The organism is Oricola nitratireducens (assembly GCF_014904745.1).
Classification (GTDB): Bacteria; Pseudomonadota; Alphaproteobacteria; order Rhizobiales; family Rhizobiaceae; genus Oricola; species Oricola nitratireducens.
Window position 1 is genome coordinate 116,786 of the sequence record NZ_JACZCS010000005.1, and the last position, 11,967, is coordinate 128,752.

Below are 11,967 nucleotides of genomic sequence, written 5' to 3' on the forward strand. Positions count from 1 at the left end.
TTTGAAGCGGAATACGTGGCGCGCGACACCGGCTCGCGGCGCCGAAAGGTTGCGGATGACGGACCTTACGGAATGTATTTTCGCGCAAATTCCTGAAATAAATGCAGGTTAGAGGTGTGACGGCACGACAGGGCGTGCCGCTGTCATGGCTGCAGGGCGTGGCGGCCGGGAGTGGAAGATGACCATGGGTGACGTCGATCAGGGCAATATTCTCGCAGAATGGCTGTCTTTCCTGACGCATCCCGTCTTCGACCTGTATTTCGTGGTTTTCGCGGCGGCGGCGGGTCTGGTTCTGGCCGGGGCGATCATCTTTCTTCGTCTGAAGACACGCGGGCAGATGGCCGGCGCGCTGGAGATCGTCAGCGTTCCGGGCGCTTCGGGCCAGTCGCCGCGCGCGGCCTTCGCGGAAAAATTCCAGGACATAGACAGTGTGCTGGAAGACCATGCTCCGGTGGGTTCGCCATGGCGGCGGTTTCGCTACACCGTCGCGCCGAGTTCGCTGGATGACGGTCTGGAGACCGACCGGATGGTGATCTCCAGCGCGCCGACGCCGTCGGAATATTTCAACGCGGCAAGCCTCGGTCTCGAGCGCCGGATGGTCGCCGGCATGCCGGGCGCATTCCTTTCCGTCGGCGTTCTGATCGCCGGACTCGGCCTGGCGGTGGCGCTGGCGAAGGCCACGGGGGCGACCGGACAGGCCGGTGCGAATCCGGCCGTAGCGGCAGCGGCCACGAAGGCGGCCATCGGCGCGGCGTCGGGCAAGATATTGCTGATGTTCGTCGTCGGCGCGATCGCGCTGGTGCTGCGGTTCCTCGTCTCGTGGATGCGCGCGGGCGCCGCGCGGGACGTCGCGCGGTTCAACGGCGCGCTGGTCGAGCACATCCATTTCGCCAATGCGGAATCGGTCGGCGTGCGGCAGCAGGACGCGCTGCATTTCCAGGCCAAGAGCCTGCAGAGGCTGGGCGAGGAACTCGCGACCAGCATGGGCCAGTCGACGCGCAGCGCGATCATGGAAGGCTATGCCGACATCGCGTCTCGGCTGGAAGCGCTGGCGGCATGCTATGCGGACCTCGTCGATGCGGCGCAGGAGGGCGCGCGGGAGGCGGTGACGCAGGGTTTCGAGAAATCCGTCGACGCCAATGCGGGCGAAGTCCTCAGGCGCATGGAAACGGTGGCCGAGGCGATGGCGGCGATGCCGGCCCGCCTGGAAGAAGGCTTCAGGAGTTCGGTCGACGCTGGCACGAAGGATGTCGTGGCGCGCATGCAAGAGGTGTCGGACGCCATGGCTGCGTTGCCGGAGCGCGTGGACCAGGTCGCGCTTGCGCTCGAAAACGCGGGAGCGGATCTCGCCGGACGGCAGGCCGGCTTCGTTTTGAAATTGCAGGACGAGGCGGCGCAATCGGCGGTGACGACCGCCAGGACGATCGCCGACAACGTGCAGACCGCGACCCAGAACGCGTTGACGGAGATGCAGGACATCGCCGGCCGGATCACCGAAGGGCTGGTGCGGCTGCCGGACCGGATCGAGATGGCGGCGAAGACGTTCGACGCGGCGAGCGGGCGGATGGCCGAGGTCCAGGAAACGGTCGCAGAACGATCCCAGGCACAGGCGCTGGATGCCGTCGCCTCGGTCACGGCGATGATTTCGCAGGCCGTCGACGGGCTGGCGAAGGACGTCGAGGAGACGATTTCGGTTTCGCTGCGCCAGACGACGGATACGATCCGGACGGTCGCACAGGGCATGAGCGTCCTGCCGGGCCGCATCGAGGGCGCCGCGGCGACGCTGGAACAGGCGAGCGAAAAGATCGCCTCCGCCCAGTCGCGCGTTCTCGGCGAGATGCGCGAAAGCGCCCGCGAGACGGCCGTTTCGACGGCGCGGACGATTGCCGACGCGGTCGACGAGAACACGGCGACCTTCCTGTCCCGACTCGGGGATTCCAACGAGGTGTTCAAGGAGCGCGCCGAGGCGCTGTCCGGCCTGTTCGCCACGCTGCAGAAGGCGAGCGACAGGATCGCCGACACGCATGTGCGCTTCCTGGCAGAAATGCAGGACGGCACGCGCGAGATGATTTCGTCGATGGCCAAGACGGTCGCCGACGAGATCAAGCTCAAGACCGCGGAGCTCGTCGCGCAGCTCAGGCAATCCGACAAGGACTTCAACACGCGCATCGCGGCGCTGACCGCGATCGCGGAACAGGCCGGCAGGACGAGCCATGCGTTGAGCGAGACCATCGAGCGCATGGCGGCGGAAAACGACCGGGTCGAAAAACAGGTCGCGACGATATCGGGATCGCTGGCGGGCACGACGGAGAGCATGCAGAAATCCGCGCAAAGCCTCGCCGGCAATCTGGCGCAGATCGACGATTCGCTGGGCGCGTTTCAGAGCCTTTCGAAGGAGACGATCGAGACGGTCGGCAGCTCCCAGAAAAACATCAAGGAGACGCTCGGCGCGCTGCACAAATTGTGGCAGGGCCATGTCGAGCGTTTCGACGATGTCGACGCCAAGCTTGGCGGCGTGTTCGGGGAGATTTCCGGGCAGATCGACATGCAGACACGGCTGATGCGCGACCAGATCGGCCAGATGGACAGCGCGCTTGCCGCGGCCGTGTCGCATCTCGGCGAACTCGTCGAGCAACTGAGCGAGGCGAGGGGGAGCTATCGCGGATCGGAAGCGCTCGAATGAGCGCGGAAACGGGACTCGTCAGGCAGATCGATGCGCGCAGGGCCCAGTCCGGCGAACCGCAACCGGCGGCGCCGGAACCGAGCCGGTTGAAGCGGGCGGTCGATATCTGCCTGCGTCACAAGGCGCCCGAACCCGAGGAGGAAGCGCGCGACCGCCGCATCAAGGAGGTCGCCGACAAGCTGCAGGCCGGCGCGGCATCCGACATCGCGCTTTGCGATTTGCGGCTGGCGTTGATCGGCCTGCGCGACCATCCGGCTTTCCGGTCCAGCATGGTCGCGCGCCAGCGCCTGTTGAGCGAGGCGATCACACGGCGCGGCCGCACGCCGGTCAACGCGCTGTTCACCGCGCTGCTTTTCACGTTCGAACCGGGCAGCCCGGAAACCAGGCGGATGCTCGACCATCTTCGGCAACATGCCGGCGATTTGCGCCGCGAGACGCGCGAATTCGTGGCGCGCACGCGTTTCTTCGACAGCGACTGCGGCGTGGCGTATCTGCTTTCGCAGCTCGATCTCGCCAATCCCGTCGCGTCGCTCGAAAGGGCGGGCCTCAGCGCGACCCTGCAGGATTCGGCCTATGGATTCGCCCTGAAATGCCGTGCGCTGGACCGTGCGCTCGCCCGCGCCGAAACCAACGGCTATCCGCTTTCACAGGTGCTCGGCTGGATCGAACTCGGCGCGCGGCAACGGCCCGACTTGCAGAGCGTTCTCTATTCCCATCTTCTGTCGCCGTTCCTCGACCGCAATCCGTCGGCCGGGTTGCGGCTGACGATCACGCAGTTCCTGCTGGTGCATTTCGGTGATCCGCGCGCGGTCACGTGGCCGCGGCTGCCCGGCGACCGCGGCGGCTCAAGGCGCGATCAGTGCGTGGCCGTCATGAAACGGTGGGTGGACCATTCCTGAGGGTACCGCGCGGCGGCGGAGCGTCTGTATCTGCAATTCGGGGTTTGGAATGGTGGGCGGTACTGGGATTGAACCAGTGACCCCTACGATGTCAACGTAGTGCTCTCCCGTAAATCGCTATTCAGCGATCAGACAAAAGACTGAATGAATCCAGCTGCTTAACGCAGTCTACGATCTTTTTATGAGCTAATCAATCCGCCCGCCGAACCGTGAAATCCAATGTTCAGTGTGACCAGAGTGTGACCGGGGAGGGGGATGAGCCACCCCGGGTACTACCGTTATCGGTATATGGCCTCGCCATTTTTTTAGAATTTCAGGTTGTCAAATTAGCTAGGATACAGGTCCGTTGATTTGCCGCTGCTGAACAGGAGTAATGCGGTCGAAGCGGGAGTGGATCGGAGAACTGTGTACGCACGTCAAACACCGAATTGAGACGATAGATTTTTTAGCTTAAATTGCTCCAGTTGGTATAACTACTCGACGTATTTACAATCCCAAGAAATGCACTGATTTCAATTAGTTTCTCCGTATTATGAACGTGGCAGACATATTGATTTTCAGTAGATTGGCCTTTTTAGAAGTGGGCCTAGGCATCACAAAATTGGCGCCCGAAACTCTCGTGATTGTGAGAGAGGGGCAAGTCAGGATTCCAGACAAAGATAATGGCTGCCATTCGTCTGTATGTTAAAGTGTTTACTTGACTGGCGCTTTCAATAGCACCTAATCTCTGGATAACCGCCGAGCGCTTCTTCGAGCTTTTAGCGAGGGTTCCATGGGACAAGCAGAATTCTCCAACGGAGTTGTAATCGAGGGCGAAGCTTTCAGATTAAAGTGGCCGTCAGCATTCGAGGAGACAGGCGATAACGTACGTTTGCTATCGACAGTCAATATGTCAGTTAGCAATCGTACAGGTTCAGAAGTTGAGCTTATTATAGAATCCAAGTATCAAGAGGATGGAAATGATATATATCATCCTGATGAGCTTGTATTTTCTATCTCAGATACAACATCAACAGATCTAATTAAATTGGGACCAATTATTTTAGATTATTCCTTAACAATAAAGGCAAATGGACATAACTTAAGCTATATTGTAAATTGTAGAATCGGTGCCGAAGTTCAGACACTCGTGGTTCAGGGCTCACTATATTTTGGGGAGTGAATAAGTGCCAAATCTGTATTTAGATCGCGGCGCGGAAGATAGTCTCCGCCTAACGCAAACCGGCGAAAAAGACGAAAAAAAATCGTCGCTCTTCGATCATACAAGCCTTGGCAGCATATCAGAAAATGGACGAGATATAGATGTTGTTTCTTTTTCGCGCAGCCGCGAGGTTGAAATCGATTGGAAGAAGATTGTTGATCACTCTGACACACCTGGCGCAACTCATCCATATATTCTTGGATATGGATTATCTTACCTTAAAACAGAATTTGAAAAACGACTTAAAATCGGTCCGATAATATCGAGTAAAGATCTACCGCTTATTAACTCTTATCTACACAACTATGATCCCCCTAGCCTGCTGGTTAATATACCGGGATATAAAAGGATATGCGTTGTTAGCAGTCTAAAAACACTTCCGCTTATGGGGCCATTCTTTCAATCCGTTCAGGATTACGAGGAGTTTTGGGAGCAAGCCCAATTTGGTGCGTTCCTTTCCGATCTCTTTCTGACTAAGCTAAGGATTGTTGATCTAGCTCCTGCGATCATCTATCGTCAGTATCGAGAGCTTGTAGCACTTGAGAAAGTTGGCGTCGCGCTAGCATCTGCCGCAGACAATCTTGTCTCCACTGAAATTCCGGGCTTTCTTTCGAAGGATCAAATCGATGATCTCGTTGGAAGTTACAGCCAAATGCGATCAGTTGGCCTGAATATTCAGGAGCGGATCGAGCGACTAAGAGATCGGGCGAGTGATTTGGGTTATGTCTTGGTCACAACAGACGGACTAGAATATAAGTATCCAGATGGCACCGTTGATACGCTTAAGAAAGGCGAACTCTATCAGCCTTATGAAACAGAAGTCTCTTGGCAATCTAGATATGAAAGAATTGAATTCGTCCAAATATTCAATTTTCTCCATGTTCCTCGCAGAATAAATGTCACAGAAAACCATAGAAAACAAGTGACAAAGTACAGAAAAATTGTTCCGGACTTCGATCCGTGGATAGAAGAGGAAAACAGGCTTTCAGGTGCTGGTTATAATACCTTTCGATTCAGTAGAGTAGGGAGCGGATATTTTACCCAGGAAGGTGACGAGCTTGGAGATATCATTGATCGATGTGAACTAGATCCGGAATTTGGTAGATTATGCGCGGTAATGTTGCCTGTTTATGAGCAAGGCCTAGTTTCCGGAGAGATCCTGGCGAAATATGTTGTTGTAACCGCGCCGCGACGAGGCATGGAACCGATCCACACTCCGAGGATCTTTATTGAAGAGGATTTGGTGTTTTCGACCAGCTACAAAGGCGCTGAAGTCGGCGAACTCGCAAGTTCTATAAATTTGGCGCCAGGTGAGAAACGCGAGATTATATTAGAGAAATCCACTAAAACTGAAACCGAAGTTCGCAGGACCGCAACCTCTCTGTCTGATTTAAATGAAAGCAGTTCTGCAGACTATGCTACTGAACTGGAAAAAGAAGCTCGGGCATCCAAGGAAACGACTACAACTCAGAGTCTAAGTGCTAGCGCCGGTGGCAGCTACGGTGGCTTTTCCGCAAGTGCTTCTGGCTCTAGCTCTTCCAGCCAGACTACGAAGGATTTTGCGAGAAACTTCTCAAAAGTCGCGAGAAAGGCTGCACGATCAGTAACGCGCCAAACTAGGCTAGAACTCCAAAGTTCAAGTCTTCAGAAAACTACGACATCTTCGAGGGAAAGCACTAAAATTGAGATTGAGAATATTAATGACGGCCGTTCTCTGAACCTTCTCTTTTATCAATTATATAACGTATACAAAGCTCGATTGAAGCTGGAGCGGCTTTCATTTACCTATTTGTCGGGAGTAGAGGTAGTGGCCGGTTCTGGTATCGTACTCCCTCAGCAATTCTCGTTGGACGAACTTTCGTCATTAGTCGATGAATTCTCGTTAGATGGTCTGCCCGTGCGGCCAAATCCATTGTTTGTTGGGAATCCTCAAGAAGCGGCCCTCGAAAGATTACTTGATGCGCTAATTCGCACCCTTAAAGAGTATCACGGCCTAGGGGACGCTAGTTCGGATACGGTATTAATCCCCGACTTTCCTCCTGGAGGCACAACGCCTACGGAGAGAATAGAAATCCTCACTCGATCACTTACTCGTCTAATATATCTCGGAACGGAGATTCCGCTTTCAGCTGACGCAAATCTGTCAAAGCTGGATACCTTATCGGAATTTTTAATCGGATCGCCGGGACTTTATCTAGATGCTCATGTTGGCGAGCGTAACGCCACCGAACCCTATTCGGATGAAATGCGCGCGGCGGAAGTTCGGAGACAAAATGCAGAGGTGCGCGGAATAGAGGCGAAAGCGCTATATTATGCTGCTTTGGCCGCGCGCCAAGGAAAGATTGACAGTCCGTTTTCGGTTAATGGCGTGTTTATAGGAAATGATAAGATTCAATTGACGTTTGAAGGAAACCCCATTGCCGGTGACTATTTACTAATCCTTGAATCAAGGAAAGTTGGTGAATTCAATTTGGCCGCTAACCAAACGGAAGCTGAGGTGACGGTGTCGGCTCCTGGTCCTTGGCTAGAGCCAGCAAGCGTAGATTTGGTGAGAGTTAAACATGTCCAGTCCGGTCACGAAGCCTTATTCTTGATTTAGCTATGGGGACAGATCGTGTAGTTCCGCCCATTAGTTACCCTCAGTGTAACGCGCTAGATGCACCCATTAAGGGGCCGACTATCCGAAGTGCGCCGTGGTTTGCGGAAGCGGATAGGGGCGATTACGATTTCGTTGTTCCGCGATCGAGCTTTAATGATGCCGTCGAACTTCTGAAGACACATGGAGAAGTTATTGATGCGGTATCCGCGGGCGTCGTTAACGCTGGAAAGTCTGGGGAACTTTATCTCGACTTGATAAATGTTTCGGTAATACGATTTGAGCGTACGATAAGGGATATTGGGGAAGAGGTCCGAAAAACACAGACTTACACTCCGGAAATGGCTGAGCGAATTATCAACGCACGGCGAGCGATGTTGAAAGAGTTGCGCGGTATCACCCCTTTAGGAACTTATTTTAAAATTGAACCTGATTATCCAGAGCTGTTTTCGGCTAAGAAGACCGAAAGATTAGCAAAGAGACTAGAGGCATTGACAGAGCGTGGAGCTGTGTCCAGTCGAAGCTTTCGTAGTATTGTAAAGGGGGCAAAAAAACAGGCGCCTTCTGCAGAGAACTATATAAAAACCAGTAGCAGTTATGCAAAAGCTCTAAAGAACCTAGGTGGATTCGTTGAGATAATACAGATATCACCTGATATTAATAGATTTCTAACAACAGATGATCCTGAAGAGTATAAGAAATCACTGTCACATTTGGCCGGAGCTGGCGCGGGCGCCTTGGTTTCACGGGCCGCCCCATTCTTATGCATAGGGTTTGGAGTCGCAACCGGTGGTTTCGGGTTATTAGCTTGTGGCATTGCAGTTAACGTCGTTGCCGGAACGATACTCACGGACTTTGTCGAACTGCAAACCAAGAAGGTTCTTGACCAGGAAATTCCTTAAACGCTCGAAATATTTTACTGCAACTCTATTGGTCTTGTTGGAAGACATTTAAATATCTTAGGTGACATATCGGGACCGAGCATGCCATGACGCCTGATGAACATCGGGCGAAAAGGGGCTTTTCTTTAGGCTATCCGACGGTTGATTCCGAATATGTCAAACAACTTTCGAAACTTGGCAAATCGATGGGGCTAGGACGGAATCCGGAACCGAAGATAACGAAAAGAGGAAATAGGGGGGCTCTCGGTAGTGTGTAATAGCCCCTTCTGCACGTTCCGACTGTCTAAGCTCAGGATCCACTAATTAGGCCATAGCCAATGGCAGCGTTGCGGACCAAACGGACTACATAGCGCCCGCACTGGATTCCATGGGATCCGTGACTTAATTGGTGTTCAATGATTATAACAATGATTCGGTAAAACGATTGGCTCAAAAGTTCGATGTGGTCGTAATTGGAGGCGGACCGGCCGGCAGTGCGGCGGCGCGTACGCTGGCTTCCCTTGGTCGTTCCGTGTGCGTCATCGACAAAAGCAAGTTCCCGAGACAAAAGCTGTGCGGCGGATTAGTAACTACTCGGGCAAAGACAAATTTCGAAACCGTATTTGAGCGGGATTGGCGGAGTGATCTATTCGTTTCGTCTGATTCGGTCTGGTTCTTTCAGGGCGAAAAAAAACTGCACGATAAGCCTACACCCGACCGAGGGCCTCCGCTTTTCTTCACGATGCGATTTGATTTTGATAGCTACCTTCTTGGCTTAGCCAAAGAGGCCGGCGCAGTCGTTTTTGAAAATCTGACTGTTAAAGGGATTGATACGCGATCCAAGAAGGTGGTTGCCCATAACGGCAACGAGATCGGATACGATTTTCTTATTGGATGCGATGGTGTCAACAGCATAGTTGCAAAAACGCTATTCGGAACGTCTTTTGACCAAAAGACCATCGGATTTGGATTGGAAGTGGAAGTACCCCGAGATCATCTTCCGAATCACAACGACATTCCTGAAGTTGATTTTGGTAGCGCCAATTGGGGATACGGCTGGACTTTCCCAAAAGCAAAAAGCTTCACACTGGGTGTTGGCGGCGTTCATCGCCTTAACCCAAACCTTAAGCAGAGACTCTCAGAGTATCTATCGCTGTCGCGGAATGAGCTCGACATAGCTGATTATAAAGTCAGAGGGCATTTCATTCCGTTTGGAGATTATCGAGAAAAACCTGGAAACGAATGCGTCCTGCTTTGTGGGGACGCGGCCGGATATGTCGATCCGATTACCGGCGAGGGGATTGGTCATGCAATCCTTAGTGGATATTGCGCTGCGCGAGCGATCGAAGAAGCGCTTGATGAGAAGCACTTTGACGCATTGCCAAGATATCTCGAACTAGTGAAGCCAATTACAAAATCTCTCCACCAAGCTAACCTCTTTCGTTGGATGATATTTCCTAAACCCATTCAAGCACCTTTTGCATGGGCATTTACAGACGCTGGAACCTTGCGGAGCGGTTATCTCGAAATCCTAGCTGGACATCACGAGTATGATCATCTGTATGGATTGTTTCTTGTACAGGTGAGAAAGGCTGTGAAAAAACTTGGCAGAAAACTAATAGGAAGATAGGTTCAACAATAGATAAACTGAGGCGGTGGCACTCAATGTATTCGCTTCTAGTACTGATTCGAAGTTTTCTACGCCTGTTTGGGCTCGAATTTAGTGGATTCTGGTTGTTTAGAATCCATGATGACGCGGCGATGTCTTCGGTCGCAAAATTCATCGAGGGACTAAGATTTCGAGGATTTTGGGCGAAGGCGTTTTGGGGCGGTGTGATCCATGGCGGTGCTGCGTCAATAGCACTCGGTGCATTGTATGCGTATCGAGGAGATCAATTTCAACACGGACTTTCGGAAATGTCCTGGCTGCTTGTCGCCCATTTGTGGGCATATATCGGCCCACCGCTTATCTGGTATCATGAAAAATATTCGCAATCCGATTTTTACGACAGGGCCTCCCGTATTATTGAGAGCGAGGACCGCAAGGCCCTCATAAAAAGAATCCTATTCTCAAATCTAAACGCGCACGGCTGGATAAGTTGGCCGAGAAGGTTATGGGTTTTGGCCTCCATGTTCGCGTTTCTTTACTACCATGAATTCTATGAGAAACTAGGGATCGCCGGCGTTCGTGACATATGGTTTTGGCTGATCGCTCTCGGTGTCTTCCTCCTAGCGAACTACACATCAATTGGTATCGGTAGGGTGCTGACAGCACTGTGGGCTGTCTGGGAGGTTGATATCTCAGAACCAACACCAAGACGACTGCATCACGACCATCATTTGGGATACTCCTTCGTGACCGACTTCACTGCCAAGACGTGCGCATTGTTCTCAACCGGCGCGCTGTTTTTTCCGTTGATCTATCGACTTTCTGCCGGAGCTTCACCGGCAGGATCAGCGCTACCTGATGTTATGATTGGTACTGTAGTGCTTTTAATCGGGTGTTCTCTGATGCTACCTGTTCTATGGACGCGGAGTCGTATCAGTAAGGAAAAGACAAGTCTCGCTAGAGATAATTACGCAATACTTGTCGAGAAAGAGAGGGAATACGCGTCGAAGAGGACACAGAAAGCCTACTACGCCTACATGTACCAAAGGAGCGTACATTCTGACATCATGTCTGCTAGACAATGGCTTCTGCAATCCGATGCGGTGGCAAAGTTCTTTCCAACGCTGATAGGCCTAGCAATCGGTTATCTGACCCTCAAAGCTACTTGGCTGATGATTCCGTCGATATGATATTCGAAAGCCGTTGGAGATATAGCCGTCCCTGCCACGCTAGCTAAAGCGATATGTAATATCAACGCAATGTCTAGAAAGGGCTCAAACCGGTCATCCCGTTACCCCAAGGTCTAAAGGGTCCTGACCCTTGGATCTGTATCCCAACGATCCGTACCCTTCCAAAAAGCTATTTGGTAAAAATCAGTTTGCTAACTCCGGAAAGTGCCAGATCACATGGGGTTTGGGCGTAAAATTTGGTGTTTGTAAAAGGGGGAATAGGTGGAAACGTCAGGGTTATTTTGACACTTAAGCGCTGGCGACGAATGTCCTAAATCCTGTGCACCGTTGCACATTTCGAGATAGGTAGGAGCCCCCCGCCGAGGCGGGGGATTCCAGGGTCGTTCATCTATTTCAGATAAAGCTCAGCTTCGAAATCATTTGAAGACCACTCCGGGCTCTTTCCTCCAAAGATGGTATCCGGTGAAGGGAGTACTGATCCGCTCGGAAGTGGGCGATCGCCCAAAACTAGATGCGCTTCTCGCCCTTTTCCGGGTGTCTTGTTTTCAAGATACCCGTGAGAAATGGCTATGTAGCTGTTACGGGATACAACACTCCGGTTCCGTCCAATCTTTTCAGCCACAGCGGATTGAGACACTCCCTCCCAATCCAACCTTGCGTCTTCGGCAGTTATATCGCGAACACCTTCGACTACTTCTCTGACGCCCGGCGCTACAGATTCCTCCAAGCCTTCTTCAAGAGCGGCTTTGGTAAGCGAATGGACAATTCGATAGTCGTCTTCGCTAGCGATGATCTGCCCTTCCTTATTCCTGTCTCTCGTAAATTGGTGCACAAGTGCACAAGCTCGGATTAGAGTCAGGACCTTTTGGAAATCGCGATGAATCTTTGGATTATCCCATGGAAGATAA

The 11,967-nt window shown here is 52.6% G+C and carries 9 protein-coding genes; 8 read left to right on the forward strand and 1 reads right to left on the reverse strand.

Features of this window, described 5'->3' with window-relative positions:
* Positions 1 to 178 precede the first annotated feature (178 nt).
* The 8 genes from IG169_RS04110 to IG169_RS04140 all read left to right on the forward strand — a co-directional run bounded on the left by IG169_RS04110 (position 179) and on the right by IG169_RS04140 (position 11,059).
* Positions 179 to 2,683: a hypothetical protein gene (locus tag IG169_RS04110; RefSeq protein WP_193174889.1), complete on the forward strand. Its 2,505-nt coding sequence runs from the start codon at positions 179 to 181 to the stop codon at positions 2,681 to 2,683.
* The gene (locus IG169_RS04115; RefSeq protein WP_193174890.1) at positions 2,680 to 3,582 is read left to right on the forward strand and encodes an EH signature domain-containing protein; all 903 of its coding nucleotides are present in this window, start codon (positions 2,680 to 2,682) and stop codon (positions 3,580 to 3,582) included. The genes IG169_RS04110 and IG169_RS04115 overlap by 4 nt, the downstream gene beginning before the upstream one ends.
* Before the next feature lie 772 nt (positions 3,583 to 4,354).
* Positions 4,355 to 4,744: a dsRNA-binding motif domain-containing protein gene (locus IG169_RS04120; protein WP_193174891.1), complete on the forward strand. Its 390-nt coding sequence runs from the start codon at positions 4,355 to 4,357 to the stop codon at positions 4,742 to 4,744.
* A 4-nt stretch (positions 4,745 to 4,748) separates the two neighbouring features.
* Positions 4,749 to 7,382, forward strand: a complete 2,634-nt coding sequence (locus tag IG169_RS04125; protein ID WP_193174892.1) for a hypothetical protein — start codon at positions 4,749 to 4,751, stop codon at positions 7,380 to 7,382.
* Between the two features lie 338 nt (positions 7,383 to 7,720).
* Complete coding sequence (locus IG169_RS04130) at positions 7,721 to 8,281, forward strand: hypothetical protein (protein WP_193174893.1); 561 nt, start codon at positions 7,721 to 7,723, stop codon at positions 8,279 to 8,281.
* 68 nt (positions 8,282 to 8,349) lie between these two features.
* Positions 8,350 to 8,538, forward strand: a complete 189-nt coding sequence (locus tag IG169_RS24420; protein ID WP_428982230.1) for a Ros/MucR family transcriptional regulator — start codon at positions 8,350 to 8,352, stop codon at positions 8,536 to 8,538.
* 167 nt (positions 8,539 to 8,705) lie between these two features.
* A complete protein-coding gene (locus tag IG169_RS04135; RefSeq protein ID WP_193174894.1) occupies positions 8,706 to 9,890 on the forward strand; it encodes an NAD(P)/FAD-dependent oxidoreductase in 1,185 nt (394 codons plus the stop codon).
* Between the two features lie 35 nt (positions 9,891 to 9,925).
* Positions 9,926 to 11,059, forward strand: coding sequence for a hypothetical protein (locus IG169_RS04140; protein WP_193174895.1), 1,134 nt, complete (start codon positions 9,926 to 9,928; stop codon positions 11,057 to 11,059).
* Between the two features lie 388 nt (positions 11,060 to 11,447).
* Here the strand turns inward: IG169_RS04140 and IG169_RS04145 are convergent.
* Positions 11,448 to 11,967, reverse strand: a 520-nt coding sequence (locus IG169_RS04145; protein ID WP_210325850.1) for a hypothetical protein, incomplete at its 5' end; no start/stop codon positions are given.

Coding starts and splice junctions, on each gene's coding strand:
- IG169_RS04115 (WP_193174890.1), top strand. CDS start 2,680: ATGAGCGCGGAAACGGGACTCGTCAGGCAGATCGATGCGCGCAGGGCC.
- IG169_RS04140 (WP_193174895.1), top strand. CDS start 9,926: ATGTATTCGCTTCTAGTACTGATTCGAAGTTTTCTACGCCTGTTTGGG.
- IG169_RS04120 (WP_193174891.1), top strand. CDS start 4,355: ATGGGACAAGCAGAATTCTCCAACGGAGTTGTAATCGAGGGCGAAGCT.
- IG169_RS04130 (WP_193174893.1), top strand. CDS start 7,721: ATGGCTGAGCGAATTATCAACGCACGGCGAGCGATGTTGAAAGAGTTG.
- IG169_RS04110 (WP_193174889.1), top strand. CDS start 179: ATGACCATGGGTGACGTCGATCAGGGCAATATTCTCGCAGAATGGCTG.